The organism is Citrobacter sp. CtB7.12, assembly GCF_001297795.1.
Taxonomy (GTDB): domain Bacteria; phylum Pseudomonadota; class Gammaproteobacteria; order Enterobacterales; family Enterobacteriaceae; genus Citrobacter_A; species Citrobacter_A amalonaticus.
Genome location: NZ_LIFT01000008.1, coordinates 85,399 through 100,214, shown reverse-complemented (window position 1 = coordinate 100,214; position 14,816 = coordinate 85,399). Strand labels below are relative to the sequence as shown.

Genomic DNA, 14,816 nt, shown 5'->3' with positions numbered 1-14,816 from the left:
TCAGGATGTTCCCTCATGGCTGTGGCGATAAGCCGCGTTACGCCTGCCGTTTTGCAACGACTTCAGGTTCCGGTTCAGGTACTGCTGTATGCAGGTTTGTTTATCGTTGCGCAATATCTTGTCTCCTGGCTGCATCTGCCGTTACCGGCCAATCTGGTGGGGATGGTGTTGATGCTGGCGCTGATTGTCTGTCGCATCCTGCCGCTGAGCTGGGTTCGCGCCGGGGCGCGCTGGCTACTGGCGGAGATGCTGCTGTTTTTTGTTCCGGCGGTCGTGGCGGTGGTGAACTATGCCCATCTGCTGCTGGTGGACGGCTGGCGGATTTTTTCGGTCATTGCGATCAGTACGCTAATGGTGCTCGGTGCCACGGCATGGGTGGTGGATAAGGTCTATCGCTATGAGATAAGCAGGTTAAACCGTGACTAATCTCCAGCTCAGCGTGCTCTGCCTGGCGATTACGCTGGTTATCTATTTCGCCAATAAACGTCTGTACCGTCGTTTTCGTAAGCTGCCGTTGATGCCGCTGGTCCTCACGCCCGCGCTGCTGGTGTTGATGCTGGTGTTGGGGCATATCTCCTGGCAAAGCTATATCGGTGAATCCCATTGGCTGTTGTGGCTGCTTGGCCCGGCAACGATCGCCTTTGCCGTGCCGGTTTACGACAATTTCGCCATCATCAAACGTCACTGGATGTCACTGACCGCAGGCGTGGTGACGGCAACGGTGGTCGCGGTGACCAGTTCCGTCTGGCTGGCGCGCTTATTTACCCTGCCGGACGAAATTCAGCGCAGCCTGGCGGTGCGTTCGGTGACCACGCCGTTTGCCCTTGCGGCGGCTGAACCATTGGGTGGGCAGCCGGATTTAGTGGCGCTGTTCGTGGTGGTAACCGGCGTCTTTGGCATGGCGGTCGGGGATGCGCTGTTTTTACGTCTGTCGATTCGTGAAGGGATGGCGAAAGGCGCAGGATTTGGCGCGGCGTCGCACGGCGCGGGAACGGCGCGCTCGTATGAGCTTGGCCAGCAGGAGGGCGTGGTTGCCAGCCTGGTGATGATGCTTTCCGGTGTGGTGATGGTGCTGGTCGCCCCGCTGGTGGCAAGGCTGATGTTCTGAGAATGGATCCCCGGTCAGCGTGACCGGGGAAAAGCGTGTCGATTAGTGGGCGCGGCCTTGTTCGACGCCGAAGCCCGTCTGGGAACGGATAAACTGAGCACGGAACTGCTCACGCTCGCGATTCCCTTCTGCCGAGTTATCCGTGGCAGAGAAGAACCAGATCCCCAGGAATGCCACGGTAATGGAGAACAGCGCCGGGTATTCATACGGGAAGATAGCTTTTTCGTGGCCGAGGATTTGTACCCAAATGGTGGGGCCAAGAACCATCAGCACGACGGCCGTCAGCAGACCCAACCAGCCGCCCATCATCGCGCCACGTGTGGTCAGCTTCGACCAGTACATGGAAAGCAGGATGATCGGGAAGTTGCAGCTCGCGGCGATAGCAAACGCCAGACCCACCATGAAAGCGATGTTCTGATTCTCGAACAGCACGCCGAGAATAATCGCAATCACGCCCAGCACCAGTACGGTGATTTTCGACACCCGCAACTCTTCACGTTCGGTCGCCCCTTTACGGAACACGTTCGCATACAGATCGTGAGAAACCGCAGATGCACCCGCCAGCGTCAGACCAGCGACGACCGCCAGAATGGTGGCGAACGCCACGGCGGAAATAAAGCCGAGGAACAGGTTACCGCCCACCGCATTCGCCAGATGTACCGCCGCCATGTTGTTCCCGCCAATCAACGCGCCCGCCGCGTCTTTATACGCCGGATTGGCACCGACCAGCATGATGGCGCCAAAGCCGATGATGAAGGTCAGGATGTAGAAATAACCCATAAAACCGGTGGCATAGAACACGCTCTTACGCGCTTCGCGGGCATCGCTGACCGTGAAGAAACGCATCAGGATGTGCGGCAGGCCTGCCGTACCAAACATCAGGCCGAGCCCCAGTGAGAGCGCGGAGATTGGGTCTTTCACCAACCCGCCTGGGCTCATAATCGCAGAGCCTTTCGGGTGAACCGCCATCGCTTCGGTGAACAGGTTATTGAAGCTAAAGCCGACGTGCTTCATCACCATAAAGGCCATAAAGCTGGCGCCGAACAGTAGCAGCACGGCTTTGATGATCTGCACCCACGTGGTTGCCAGCATGCCGCCGAACAGCACGTACATCATCATCAGCACGCCGACCAGCACCACCGCAATGTGGTAGTTCAGGCCGAACAGCAGTTCAATCAGTTTGCCCGCACCGACCATCTGTGCAATCAGATAAAGGGCAACCACCACCAGCGAACCGCAGGCCGACAGAATACGGATCGGGCCTTGCTTCAGGCGATAAGAGGCCACATCGGCAAAGGTATAGCGACCGAGGTTACGCAGACGCTCGGCGATCAGGAACAGGATGATCGGCCAGCCGACGAGGAAGCCCAGCGAGTAGATCAACCCGTCATAGCCGGAGGTAAACACCAGTGCGGAGATCCCGAGGAACGACGCCGCCGACATGTAATCGCCCGCAATCGCCAGTCCGTTCTGGAAGCCGGTGATATTTCCGCCCGCCGTATAGTAGTCGCTGCGTGAACGTACGCGTTTAGAGGCCCAGTACGTAATACCCAGCGTAAACACAACGAAAATCAGAAACATGACAATCGCCTGCCAGTTGGTTGGCTGGCGTTGTACTGCACCGCTAATGGCATCCGCCGCGTTGGCCGCGAAGGGTAGTGTGGCGGCAAGCGCCGTCAGGACTCTCTTCATAATGCGTTAACCTCGTGCAGTACTGCCTTGTTCAGACGGTCAAATTCGCCGTTCGCTCGCCAGATGTAGATGCCGGTCAGAACGAAAGAGATCAGAATCACCCCCACGCCAATCGGAATACCCCGGGTGACGCTGGTTCCCTCATGAAGCGGGGTTCCCAGCCAGCCAGGCGCAAAAGCAATCAGTAGAATAAAGCTGATATAGACCACCAGCATGATGATCGACAGTATCGTGGCAAACCGTTGCCTTTTTTCAACTAATTCCCTGAAACGCGCACTGTCTTCTATCCGCTGATAAATGGTGTCATTCATCACAGAGTCTCCAGAGGCCCCCTGAGTCTTTCATGCCACAGATGCGTTGGCCGCACTTGCCCACCCCAGTCACATAGTGAACGATGTGACCGGGGTTGTGCTCGCTTGCCGCCTTCCTGTGGCACGAAATCCTTTGGGGAGGTTTTTATATTTCCCCTCCCAATGAAGAGAGGGTAGGGTCAGAACTTGTAGGGGCGTAGGCCGGATCAGCGCAACGCCATCCGGCATCTTTTTATTATGATGGCATCGCGATGGCCTGCTTCTCTTCGAGCAGCTTCTCTACCACGCCAGGATCGGCGAGCGTCGAGGTATCGCCCAGATTGCTGGTATCGCCCGCCGCGATCTTGCGCAAAATACGGCGCATGATTTTGCCGGAACGGGTTTTTGGCAGTGAGTCGGTCCAGTGCAGCACGTCTGGCGTCGCCAGCGGGCCAATCTCTTTACGTACCCAGTTGCGCACGTCGGCGTACAGTTCAGGCGACGGCTCTTCGCCGTGATTCAGCGTCACATAGGCATAAATCGCCTGGCCCTTGATGTTATGCGGAATGCCGACCACCGCCGCTTCGGCAATCTTCGGATGCGCCACCAGCGCGGATTCAATTTCCGCCGTGCCCAGACGGTGACCGGAGACGTTCAGCACGTCGTCAACGCGCCCGGTGATCCAGTAGTAACCGTCTTCGTCACGACGCGCGCCATCGCCGCTGAAGTACATGTTTTTAAAGGTTGAGAAGTAGGTTTGCTCAAAGCGTTCATGATCGCCGAACAGCGTACGCGCCTGTCCAGGCCAGGAGTCGGTGATCACCAGGTTGCCTTCGGTGGCCCCTTCCTGCGGATGGCCTTCGTTATCCACCAGCGCCGGCTGCACGCCGAAGAACGGGCGGGTAGCGGAACCCGCTTTCAGTTCGGTTGCGCCCGGCAGCGGGGTGATCATGAAGCCACCGGTTTCGGTCTGCCACCAGGTATCCACCACCGGGCATTTTTCGTTACCGATCTTTTTCCAGTACCACTCCCACGCTTCCGGGTTGATCGGCTCGCCAACCGATCCCAGAATGCGCAGCGATGAGCGGTCAGTGCTCTCAATCGCCTTATCGCCTTCCGCCATCAGGGCGCGGATCGCCGTCGGCGCGGTGTAGAGAATATTGACCTTATGCTTATCCACCACCTGGCTCATGCGCGCCGGCGTCGGCCAGTTCGGCACGCCTTCAAACATCAGCGTGGTAGCGCCGCAGGCCAGCGGCCCATACAGCAGGTAGCTATGTCCGGTAACCCAACCCACATCGGCGGTGCACCAGTAGATATCGCCCGGATGGTAATCAAACACATATTTAAAGGTCGTTGCGGCATATACCAGATAGCCGCCGGTGGTGTGCAACACGCCCTTCGGTTTACCGGTGGAGCCCGAGGTATAGAGGATGAACAGCGGATCTTCGGCGTTCATCTCTGCGGGTTGATGCTCAGGGCTGGCTTTTTCAATCAGATCGCTCCACCACAGGTCGCGACCTTCCTGCCACTCGATGTTGCCGCCGGTGCGCTTGAGTACAACCACATGCTCGATGGTTTTCACGTTCGGATTTTTCAGCGCATCGTCGACGTTTTTCTTCAGCGGAATGCTGCGACCAGCGCGCACGCCTTCATCAGCGGTAATCACCAGCTTCGAACTGGAATCAATGATGCGACCGGCGACCGCTTCCGGCGAGAAACCGCCGAAGATCACCGAATGTATGGCACCAATGCGGGCGCAGGCCAGCATCGCGACGGCGGCCTCTGGCACCATTGGCATATAGATCGCCACCACATCGCCTTTTTTAATCCCCAGATCCTGCAGCGTATTGGCGAAACGGCAGACATCGCGATGCAGTTCGCGATAGCTAATATGTTTGCTCTGCGAGGCGTCATCGCCTTCCCAGATGATGGCGGTGCGTTCGCCATTTTCCTGCAGGTGGCGGTCGAGACAGTTGGCCGCCAGGTTCAGCGTGCCGTCCTCATACCATTTAATGGAGACATTGCCCGGCGCGAAAGAGGTGTTCTTCACTTTCTGGTACGGCGTGATCCAGTCGAGAATTTTTCCCTGCTCGCCCCAGAAGGTATCTGGCTCGTTAATAGATTGTTGATACTTCGCTTCGTACTGCTCCGGATTTATCAGGCAACGATCCGCAATGTTTGCGGGAATAGCGTGTTTGTGAATTTGGCTCATGGCTTTTGTTCTCCTTGTAGGATGTTAATAATATGTCTCACAAACGTTAAATGTAGGGGCTTTGACAGTTTTGTTTAGCTTTTGCGCGACAGATCACGCAATACAGGAATTGTGCAAATTAACGGCAATACGTTTTTTGAAGGAAACCAACAAAAGTTGGTAAAATCTTTCCGTTACAGAGGGTTATGTTAATTATTCACGAACGGTGATCGAGGTCGAAAAAGAGGAAAGGAGTAGAGAAAAAACGGCTTGACTAACTCTAAAGTGGTATTTTACATACACTTACAATTGATTAAAGACAACATTTTGAGTGTGGTTTTTTGTTACATCTAGATTAGGGCAATGTCATGGCGGTGTGTGTGGTTATCGTCATGGATAGAATAAAAAAGAACCGTCATTGAACGCAATGGCGCAATCTGGATGAGACCTCTATGGCAAGGATTACACTACGCGCACGTCGTTTCTTCAGCCTGATCGTACCGCTGTTTTTCATTTCTGCGGTTTATGCTGAGCAAACGCCCGAACCCGCAAAATCAGTTACCGTTGAAGCGAAGAATGAAGTCTTCGCCCCTCAGCATCCCGATCAATACCTCTCATGGAAAGCGACTTCAGAGCAATCAAAACGTGAAGACGCGTTAGCGGAAGATCCCCGTCTGGTGATCTTGTGGGCGGGATATCCGTTCTCCCGTGATTACAACAAACCGCGTGGGCACGCCTATGCGGTGACCGACGTGCGTGAAACCTTACGTACCGGTGCCCCAAAAAACGCTGAAGACGGTCCATTGCCGATGGCCTGCTGGAGCTGTAAAAGCCCGGACGTGGCGCGTTTGATCCAGAAAGACGGTGAAGATGGCTACTTCCACGGCAAATGGGCGCGCGGCGGCCCGGAAATCGTGAATAACCTGGGCTGCGGCGACTGCCATAACACGGCGTCACCTGACTTTGCGAAAGGTAAACCTGAGCTGACGTTGTCTCGTCCGTATGCGGAACGTGCGATGGAGACCATCGGTAAGCCATTCGATAAAGCCGGTCGTTTCGACCAGCAGTCGATGGTTTGCGGGCAATGCCACGTTGAATATTATTTTGACGGCAAAGACAAAGCCGTGAAGTTCCCGTGGGATGACGGCATGAAAGTCGAAGACATGGAGAAATACTATGACGCCATTACCTTCTCTGACTGGACCAACTCGCTGTCAAAAGCGCCGATGCTGAAAGCACAGCATCCGGAATATGAAACCTGGAGCGTGGGTATTCACGGCAAAAACAATGTGACCTGTATTGACTGTCATATGCCGAAAGTGCAGAACGCCGAAGGAAAACTCTATACCGATCATAAGATTGGCAATCCGTTCGACAACTTCCCGCAAACCTGTGCGAACTGCCATACCCAGGACAAAGCCTCTCTGCAAAACGTGGTCGCTGAGCGTAAGAAGGCAATCAATGGGCTGAAAATCAAAGTTGAAGATCAACTGGTTCGTGCGCACTTCGAAGCGAAAGCGGCCTGGGATGCGGGAGCAACGGAAGCGGAAATGAAGCCGATTCTGAGCGATATCCGTCACGCGCAGTGGCGCTGGGATCTGGCCATTGCCTCTCACGGTATCCATATGCACGCCCCGGAAGAAGGTCTGCGGATGTTAGGTATCGCGATGGACAAAGCCGCCGATGCGCGGACTAAGCTGGCGCGTCTGTTGGCAACCAAAGGCATCACCCATGAAATCGCAATTCCGGATATCTCCACCAAAGAGAAAGCCCAGGCGGCCATTGGTCTGAACATGCAGCAGATTAACGCCGATAAACAGGACTTTATCAAAACGGTGATCCCGCAGTGGGAAGAACAGGCGCGTAAAAACGGTTTGTTAAGCCAATAACCCCATTCCGCCTCGCAAGGGGCGGATAACTCAACGGAGTGAATATGAGCGTATTACGTTCGTTATTAACTGCTGGGGTGCTGGCGTCAGGTCTGTTATGGAGCCTGAGTGGAATAACCGCCACGCCAACGCCGCAGGAATCGGAACGCTGGGAGGTGACGCCACAGCGTAGCCCGGATGCCGCGTGTCTGGACTGTCACAAGCCGGATACCGAAGGGATGCATGGTAAGCATGCGTCCGTAACCAATCCGAACAATAAACTGCCGGTCACCTGTACTAACTGTCATGGCAAGCCATCGCCTCAGCACCGTGAAGGGGCGAAGGATGTGATGCGCTTTAACGAGCCGATGTATAACGTGGAGCAGCAGAACAGCGTTTGTCTGTCCTGCCACTTGCCTGAACAGTTGCAAAAAGCGTTCTGGCCGCACGATGTCCACGTGACTAAAGTGGCCTGCGCCAGTTGTCATTCGCTGCATCCGAAGCAAGACACGATGCAGACGTTAAGCGATAAAGGACGAGTTAAGATTTGCGTCGATTGCCACAGCGATCAGCGTAACAACCCGAACTTTAATCCGGCGTCTGTGCCCTTGCTTAAGGAGCATCCATGAGTTGCTCTCGTCGCCAGTTCATCACCGGCGTCGGCGCGCTGGTGGCCGTCAGCGGTACTGCAGGACGCGTGGTGGCGAAAACGTTGAATATCAACGGCGTGCGATACGGCATGGTGCATGATGAATCATTATGCATCGGCTGTACCGCCTGTATGGATGCCTGTCGGGAAGTCAACAACGTGCCGGAAGGCGTGTCGCGACTGACCATCATTCGCAGCGAACCGCTGGGCACGTTTCCGGATGTGAAGTACCGCTTCTTCCGCCATTCGTGCCAGCACTGCGATCACGCGCCGTGCGTTGACGTCTGCCCGACCGGGGCGTCGTATCGCGATGCCGCGAATGGCATCGTGGATGTGAACCCGGATCTCTGCGTCGGCTGTCAGTACTGCATCGCCGCGTGTCCGTACCGCGTGCGCTTTATCCATCCGGTCACGAAAACAGCGGATAAATGCGATTTTTGCCGTAAAACCAATCTGAAAGCGGGCAAACTGCCTGCCTGCGTCGAGTCTTGCCCGACGAAGGCGCTGACGTTTGGTAATCTGGACGATCCTGACAGCGATATTTCCCGGCTGCTGCGGCAGAAAACCACCTATCGCTACAAGCTGGCGCTGGGTACCAAACCGAAGGTCTACCGCGTTCCCTTTAAATATGGGGAGGTGAGCCAATGACAAACGCATCTGCTTTCCACTTTGAATCGCTGGTGTGGGACTGGCCCATCGCCATCTATCTGTTTCTGATCGGCATCTCTGCCGGACTGGTGACGCTGTCAATCCTGCTGCGCCGTTACCATCCGGAGGCGGGTGGAGCGGACAGTACGCTGCTGCGCACCACGCTGGTCGTGGGGCCGGGGGCGATTATTCTCGGCCTGCTGATTCTGATCTTCCACCTGACGCGTCCCTGGACCTTCTGGAAACTGATGTTCCACTATAGCTTTACGTCGGTGATGTCGATGGGGGTTCTGCTATTCCAGCTTTATATGGTGGTGCTGATTCTGTGGCTGGCCATCATCTTTCAAAAAGAGGTGATGGCTCTGCAACAGCGTTGGTTCCCCCGTCTTGGACTGGTGCAGAAAGTGTTGACGCTGTTAACGCCGTTCAACCGTGGACTCGAAACGCTAATGTTGGTACTGGCGGTGCTGCTGGGCGCCTACACCGGTTTCCTGCTTTCGGTGCTGAAATCGTATCCGTTCCTGAATAACCCGATCCTGCCGGTGCTGTTCCTGTTTTCCGGGATCTCCTCTGGTGCGGCGGTGGCGCTGATTGCGATGGCATTACGTCAGCGTGGTAATCCGCACAGTACCGAGGCGCATTTTATTCACCGTGTGGAAACCCCGGTGGTGTGGCTGGAGATCTTCCTGCTGGCCGCCTTCTTTGTGGGGCTGGCTCTGGGCGATGACGGCAAAATGCGCGCGCTGTCGGCGGCACTGGGTGGTGGCTTCTGGACCTGGTGGTTCTGGCTCGGCGTCGCGGGGCTGGGACTGATCGTTCCCATGTTACTGAAACCCTGGGCCAACCGCGGTTCGACGTTTCATGGTGTGCTGGCGGTCTGTGGTGCCAGCCTGACGGGCGTGCTGTTACTGCGCTTTTTCATTCTTTATGCTGGACAGCTCACGGTTGCATAAGCATGGCTGTGAGGGAAAGGTGATTTCTGGACGTACTCCTTCCTGAAGCCGGTTTTCTGGCACTGTTATTCAGCCTCGGGGTCAACGTATTGACCCCGCTTGCCGTACTGGCAGGTGAACGCCAGCGCTGGCAGAGCGTAATGCGTCTGGCGAGCGTGGGCGTCTGGGCGCAATTTGCGTGCCTGCTGCTCGCCTTCTTGATTCTGGTGTTCTGCTTTCTGACCAGCGATTTCTCCGTTATCTATGTGGCCCAACATAGTCACAGCCTGTTGTCGTGGGGACTCAAGCTGGCGGCGGTGTGGGGCGGTCACGAAGGATCTCTGCTGCTGTGGGTGTTATTTCTGTCCGGCTGGAGCGCGCTGTTTGCCTGGCGCTATCGCCGCGAATCTGATCCTCTGTTTCCGTTCACACTCGGCGTACTCTCGGCGATCACCGCATTGCTGCTGCTGTTTGTGGTGTTCTGGTCCGATCCGTTTGTCCGTATCTTTCCGCCAGCGATAGAAGGGCGCGATCTCAACCCGATGCTGCAACATCTGGGGCTGATCCTGCATCCGCCATTGCTGTATCTGGGGTACGGCGGCCTGATGGTCGCTGCCGGAGTGGCGCTGGCGTCGTTGCTGCGCGGTGATTTCACGACGTTGACCGCCTGGGTGTGCTGGCGCTGGGCGCTGCCCGGTTGGTGTGCGCTGACGCTTGGCATCATTCTCGGTTCATGGTGGGCCTATTGCGAACTGGGGTGGGGCGGCTGGTGGTTCTGGGACCCGGTGGAAAACGCGTCTTTATTACCCTGGCTTTCTGCCAGTGCGCTGCTGCACAGCCTGTATGTATCGCGTGAACGCGGCATTTTTCGCCACTGGTCGCTACTGCTGGCCATTGTCACGCTCATCCTCTCTTTGCTGGGCACGCTGATTGTCCGTTCCGGTATTCTCGTTTCTGTACACGCTTTTGCGCTGGATAATGTGCGCGCCGTGCCGCTGTTTGCCCTCTTTGCCATTCTGAGTCTGGCCGCGCTCGGCTTGTACGGCTGGCGCGCGCGGGCTAACCAACAGGCCGTTCGTCTGAGCGGCTGGTCACGCGAAATGCTGATTCTGGCAGCGCTGCTGCTCTTTTGCGCGGTGCTGCTGATCGTACTGATTGGCACGCTCTACCCGATGATTTATGGCCTGCTGGGCTGGGGACGACTCTCCGTTGGCGCGCCCTATTTTAACCGCGCCACCTTGCCGTTTGGCTTGCTGATGTTGGTGGTGATCGTGACAGCGATGGTCAGAAGCCGGAAGAGGGCCGTACACCGCCAGCTTCCGGCGCTGCTGGCGCACGCAGGTGTGCTGGTTTTTGCCGCGGGGATCCTCTTCTCCAGCGGCAGTCGTCAGGAGGTAAGCCTTAACCTGAGCCCAGGTCAGCAGGTTGAACTGGCGGGTTACACCTTCCGCTTTGAACGGCTGGATCTGGCCGCGAAAGGGAACTACACCACCGAAAAGGCGCTTATTACGCTGTGGCAGGGCGAGAAACGAATAGGTAGCCTGACGCCCGAGCGGCGTTTTTATTCCGCCCGTCGCCAGCAAATGATGGAACCTGGCATTCACTGGGATCTGCTTCATGACTGGTATGCGGTGATGGGTGAAAAAACGGGCGAGGAGCGGTATGCCCTGCGCCTGTATGTGCAAAGCGGCGTGCGCTGGATTTGGGGCGGGGGGCTGTTGATGATTGCCGGGGCGCTGCTCAGCGGCTGGCGTGGGAGAAAGCGCGATGCGTAATGAACCGCGGTTTTTGTCGGGGGGATTGCCGGATGGCGGCGCATGGTTTAAGCACGGCGCAGGCCTGATAAGCGCAGCGTCATCAGGCACCATCATTGCGTTTATCTTACTGCTGGTTATCTCCTTTTCCGCTCACGCTCAGGTGGTTGATACCTGGGCTTTTGAGAACCCACAGCAGCAGGAAAAGGCGTTGTCGATTGCCAGCCAGCTTCGCTGTCCGCAGTGCCAGAATCAAAACTTGCTGGAATCCAATGCACCGGTTGCGGTCAGCATGCGCCACCAGGTCTATACGATGGTGGCAGAAGGGAAAGATGAAGCTGAAATCACCGCCTGGATGACCGCGCGGTACGGTGATTTTGTCCGCTATAACCCGCCGCTCACCGGGCAGACGCTGCTGCTGTGGGCATTGCCGTGCCTGCTGTTGCTGCTGGTTGGAGGGATTTTGTGGCGCGTCAGCAGGCGAAAAGGGGGCAACGATGAGACAACCTGAACCGTCACGCCCGATGCCTGTCAGACGACTGACTCTGGCGGCAGTGCTGATGGTCATCGTCTGTCTGTGCGGCTATCTGCTGTCGCCGAAATGGCAGGCCGTGCGAGACGAACAACGACGACTGGCCGATCCGCTGCATGAATTTGCAGAAACCGCGACGCCGGAGGCCCAACTGATAGCCCTGCAAAAACAGATTCGCGCCAACCCCCAGGACAGCGAAAAGTGGGCGCTCCTCGGCGAGTATTATCTGTGGCGCAATGATTACGATAATGCGCTGCTGGCTTATGATCAGGCGCTGCGTAACCGTGGAGAGAATGCGGAGATCTATTCGGCGCTGGCGACCGTGCTCTACTACCAGGCCGGGCAGCACATGACGCCGGCGACCCGCGAGATGATTGATAAGGCGCTGGCACTGGATGCCGGGGAAGTGACTGCGCTGATGCTACTGGCGTCGGATGCATTTATGCAGGCGGATTACAAACAGGCGATTTTGCAGTGGCAAAAAGTCCTGGATTTGAATTCGCCGCGGGTGAATCGTGCGCAGCTGATAGACTCGATAAATATGGCAAAGTTATTACAGAACCGACAGAAATAGATTTGTGATTTTACGCGATTTATCTGTTTAAAAAACAGGCAAATGAACCTCTCCGCCAAAATAATTCATGACGGTTATAATTCAAAAACGCAGATTTAAAAATCTTTCCATAACAAATAGTTATGCAATATAAACCCGATAAATTCGCGTTATTATGCAATATTTCAGCGAAAAGCCCTGTTCTTAAAGGGTTGCGCAAGATGCCCTGCAAATGGTACTGATTATACACCCGTCATACTTCAAGCTGCAGGTGTGTTGGCTTCCTGCAACTCGGACTATTTAGGGTATAGCGTTAAAAAACTCTACTAACCAACGCAACACAATTCATACCCTTTCAGTATGTATCCATTCCTGCGCGATGAACAGGAGTGGCGTTCCATTGAGGAAGTTCGTCGTTATGAAAAGTTTTAAACTCAGTCTGGCCTGGCAGATCCTGATTGCCATGGTGCTGGGCATTTTACTCGGCAGTTATCTGCATTATCACAGCGACAGCCGCGAGTGGCTGATTGCAAACCTGCTCTCTCCGGCAGGGGATATCTTTATCCATCTGATTAAAATGATCGTCGTGCCGATTGTGATCTCCACGCTGATTGTCGGGATTGCCGGTGTCGGCGATGCGAAACAACTGGGACGTATCGGCGCGAAAACCATTCTCTATTTCGAAGTGATCACGACGATTGCCATTATCCTCGGGATTACGCTGGCGAACGTCTTCCAGCCGGGTTCCGGCATTGATATGTCGCAACTGGCGACCGTGGACATTTCGAAATACCAGAACACGACGGCAGAGGTGCAGAGCCACGCGCATGGCCTGATGGGCACCATTCTGTCGCTGGTCCCGACAAACATCGTTGCTTCGATGGCGAAAGGCGACATGCTGCCAATCATCTTCTTCTCGGTGCTGTTTGGTCTGGGGCTTTCCTCGCTACCGGCAACACATCGTGAGCCGCTGGTGACGGTGTTCCGCTCCATTTCCGAAACCATGTTTAAAGTGACGCACATGGTCATGCGCTATGCACCCGTCGGGGTATTCGCGCTGATCGCCGTGACCGTGGCGAACTTCGGTTTTGCCTCGCTGTGGCCGTTGGCGAAGCTGGTGCTGTTGGTTCACTTCGCGATCCTGTTCTTCGCGCTGGTGGTGCTGGGTATCGTCGCGCGTATTTGCGGACTGAGTATCTGGATCCTGATCCGCATTCTGAAAGATGAATTGATTCTGGCGTACTCCACCGCCAGCTCTGAAAGCGTGCTGCCGCGAATTATCGAGAAGATGGAAGCCTACGGTGCGCCAGCCTCGATCACCAGTTTTGTGGTGCCGACCGGCTACTCGTTTAACCTCGATGGCTCGACCCTGTACCAGAGTATTGCGGCGATCTTCATCGCGCAGTTGTACGGTATCGACCTGTCGCTGTGGCAGGAAATCGTGCTGGTGCTGACGCTGATGGTGACATCGAAAGGGATTGCTGGTGTGCCGGGCGTCTCCTTCGTGGTACTGCTGGCAACGCTTGGTAGCGTGGGCATCCCGCTGGAAGGCCTGGCCTTTATCGCCGGGGTCGACCGTATTCTCGACATGGCGCGTACGGCGCTGAACGTGGTGGGGAATGCGCTGGCGGTACTGGTGATTGCCAAATGGGAACACAAGTTTGATCGCAAAAAAGCGCTGGCGTATGAGCGCGAAGTACTGGGGAAATTCGATAAGACTGCCCAGTAACGGTAAACGGTCTGCCGGATGGCGCTGTGCCTTATCCGGCCTACGAGTCAACATCGCTTGTAGGCCTGATAAGCAAAGCGCCATCAGGTAATCTGAGTCAGCCGTTCGTTAATCGGTCAAACTCTTCGCAGCCAGTATCGAAACCTTCGGTACAGCTCAGATTCAACCAGTGCAGCGCCTTCTGTTTATTCTTCTCAATAAAGCCCTGTTCGCCGTTCAGAAACATCATTCCCGCCCAGTATTCGGAATACCCGGTGCGAGAGATGGCGGAACTGCGTTTGAAGTACCAGGTCGCTTTATCATCATCAGCCTGAATCCCGACACCGTTGGCGTAAATCAAACCGAGCAGCATTTGTGCATCTACGGCCACATCACTCTCCAGATTTTCAGAGGCGTTTTGCAGCAGGGAGATGGCTTTGGGGTAATCGGTTTTACCGGCCTGCGTATTCACCAGAATGCGTGCCAGCGTAATTTCGCCCGCTTTACTGCCCGCCCGGGCGGCCTTCTCCGCCAGCATTTTTGCTTCCGGGTAATCCAGACTGACCGGATTAGTGATTTTAATCTGCGCCAGCAGCGCACAGGCGTCCGCATCGCCATTGTCGGCGGATTTCTGTGCCCAGTATTCGGCTTTGCTTAAATCGCCGAAGCTAAACCAGCTGTCAGCAAGGTAATATTGCGCGCGTTTGTCACCTGCCTCTGCGGCCTGCAAATACTGGCTTCCAGGCTCAGGATCGGCAGCACGGGCAAAGAATGTCATCAATAACATCAATGCAAGAAGTGGTTTCATTATTAAGTTTTAATTAGGGTACGGAAGGGACAGTATAAAGAGATCGTATGGATAAAAAAACAGCCTCCAGGGTGGAGGCT

Annotated in this window: 13 protein-coding genes and 1 pseudogene; 10 read left to right on the top strand and 4 right to left on the bottom strand. The window is 55.6% G+C overall.

The window, feature by feature from the left end:
* The first annotated feature begins 15 nt into the window (after nt 1–15).
* On the top strand, nt 16–426 hold the full coding sequence (locus tag AOY24_RS12365; protein ID WP_042999055.1) for a CidA/LrgA family protein: 411 nt from the start codon (nt 16–18) through the stop codon (nt 424–426).
* On the top strand, nt 419–1,108 hold the full coding sequence (locus tag AOY24_RS12360; RefSeq protein ID WP_044257358.1) for an LrgB family protein: 690 nt from the start codon (nt 419–421) through the stop codon (nt 1,106–1,108). Before AOY24_RS12365 ends, AOY24_RS12360 begins: the two co-directional genes overlap by 8 nt.
* A 42-nt stretch (nt 1,109–1,150) precedes the next feature.
* On the opposite strand, the gene actP is transcribed toward AOY24_RS12360, so the two are convergent.
* The 3 genes from actP to acs all read right to left on the bottom strand — a co-directional run bounded on the left by actP (nt 1,151) and on the right by acs (nt 5,305).
* Entirely contained in the window at nt 1,151–2,800 is a 1,650-nt protein-coding gene (gene actP / locus AOY24_RS12355; protein ID WP_044326718.1) for a cation/acetate symporter ActP, read from the bottom strand.
* Complete coding sequence (locus AOY24_RS12350; protein ID WP_042999058.1) at nt 2,797–3,111, bottom strand: DUF485 domain-containing protein; 315 nt, start codon at nt 3,109–3,111, stop codon at nt 2,797–2,799. Before AOY24_RS12350 ends, actP begins: the two co-directional genes overlap by 4 nt.
* A gap of 235 nt (nt 3,112–3,346) precedes the next feature.
* Complete coding sequence (gene acs / locus AOY24_RS12345; RefSeq protein ID WP_054176719.1) at nt 3,347–5,305, bottom strand: acetate--CoA ligase; 1,959 nt, start codon at nt 5,303–5,305, stop codon at nt 3,347–3,349.
* 431 nt (nt 5,306–5,736) lie between these two features.
* On the opposite strand from acs, the gene nrfA reads away from it, so the two are divergent.
* From nrfA to gltP, 8 genes and pseudogenes are all read left to right on the top strand, one after another.
* Complete coding sequence (gene nrfA / locus AOY24_RS12340) at nt 5,737–7,173, top strand: ammonia-forming nitrite reductase cytochrome c552 subunit (RefSeq protein WP_042999061.1); 1,437 nt, start codon at nt 5,737–5,739, stop codon at nt 7,171–7,173.
* 44 nt (nt 7,174–7,217) lie between these two features.
* The gene (gene nrfB, locus AOY24_RS12335; RefSeq protein ID WP_042999062.1) at nt 7,218–7,781 is read left to right on the top strand and encodes a cytochrome c nitrite reductase pentaheme subunit; all 564 of its coding nucleotides are present in this window, start codon (nt 7,218–7,220) and stop codon (nt 7,779–7,781) included.
* A complete protein-coding gene (nrfC, locus tag AOY24_RS12330; RefSeq protein ID WP_042999063.1) occupies nt 7,778–8,449 on the top strand; it encodes a cytochrome c nitrite reductase Fe-S protein in 672 nt (223 codons plus the stop codon). Before nrfB ends, nrfC begins: the two co-directional genes overlap by 4 nt.
* Nucleotides 8,446–9,402: a cytochrome c nitrite reductase subunit NrfD gene (gene nrfD, locus AOY24_RS12325; RefSeq protein WP_042999064.1), complete on the top strand. Its 957-nt coding sequence runs from the start codon at nt 8,446–8,448 to the stop codon at nt 9,400–9,402. Before nrfC ends, nrfD begins: the two co-directional genes overlap by 4 nt.
* 26 nt (nt 9,403–9,428) lie before the next feature.
* A pseudogene (locus AOY24_RS12320) lies at nt 9,429–11,200 on the top strand (heme lyase CcmF/NrfE family subunit); the annotation flags it as partial.
* Complete coding sequence (gene nrfF, locus AOY24_RS25650) at nt 11,182–11,646, top strand: heme lyase NrfEFG subunit NrfF (protein ID WP_369700154.1); 465 nt, start codon at nt 11,182–11,184, stop codon at nt 11,644–11,646. The pseudogene AOY24_RS12320 and the gene nrfF, both read left to right, overlap by 19 nt.
* A complete protein-coding gene (gene nrfG / locus AOY24_RS12310) occupies nt 11,633–12,241 on the top strand; it encodes a heme lyase NrfEFG subunit NrfG (RefSeq protein WP_054176717.1) in 609 nt (202 codons plus the stop codon). Before nrfF ends, nrfG begins: the two co-directional genes overlap by 14 nt.
* Before the next feature lie 397 nt (nt 12,242–12,638).
* Entirely contained in the window at nt 12,639–13,949 is a 1,311-nt protein-coding gene (gene gltP / locus AOY24_RS12305; protein WP_042999068.1) for a glutamate/aspartate:proton symporter GltP, read from the top strand.
* Nucleotides 13,950–14,046: 97 nt separating this feature from the next.
* Here the strand turns inward: gltP and yjcO are convergent, their stop codons facing one another.
* Nucleotides 14,047–14,736, bottom strand: coding sequence for a Sel1 family TPR-like repeat protein YjcO (gene yjcO / locus AOY24_RS12300; protein ID WP_042999069.1), 690 nt, complete (start codon nt 14,734–14,736; stop codon nt 14,047–14,049).
* Nucleotides 14,737–14,816 lie beyond the last annotated feature (80 nt).

Excerpts from the sequence above, each read along its gene's own strand:
- AOY24_RS12365 (WP_042999055.1), top strand. The coding sequence starts at position 16 with ATGGCTGTGGCGATAAGCCGCGTTACGCCTGCCGTTTTGCAACGACTT.
- actP (WP_044326718.1), bottom strand. The coding sequence starts at position 2,800 with ATGAAGAGAGTCCTGACGGCGCTTGCCGCCACACTACCCTTCGCGGCC.
- AOY24_RS12350 (WP_042999058.1), bottom strand. The coding sequence starts at position 3,111 with ATGAATGACACCATTTATCAGCGGATAGAAGACAGTGCGCGTTTCAGG.
- acs (WP_054176719.1), bottom strand. The coding sequence starts at position 5,305 with ATGAGCCAAATTCACAAACACGCTATTCCCGCAAACATTGCGGATCGT.
- nrfA (WP_042999061.1), top strand. The coding sequence starts at position 5,737 with ATGGCAAGGATTACACTACGCGCACGTCGTTTCTTCAGCCTGATCGTA.
- nrfB (WP_042999062.1), top strand. The coding sequence starts at position 7,218 with ATGAGCGTATTACGTTCGTTATTAACTGCTGGGGTGCTGGCGTCAGGT.
- nrfC (WP_042999063.1), top strand. The coding sequence starts at position 7,778 with ATGAGTTGCTCTCGTCGCCAGTTCATCACCGGCGTCGGCGCGCTGGTG.
- nrfD (WP_042999064.1), top strand. The coding sequence starts at position 8,446 with ATGACAAACGCATCTGCTTTCCACTTTGAATCGCTGGTGTGGGACTGG.
- nrfG (WP_054176717.1), top strand. The coding sequence starts at position 11,633 with ATGAGACAACCTGAACCGTCACGCCCGATGCCTGTCAGACGACTGACT.
- gltP (WP_042999068.1), top strand. The coding sequence starts at position 12,639 with ATGAAAAGTTTTAAACTCAGTCTGGCCTGGCAGATCCTGATTGCCATG.
- yjcO (WP_042999069.1), bottom strand. The coding sequence starts at position 14,736 with ATGAAACCACTTCTTGCATTGATGTTATTGATGACATTCTTTGCCCGT.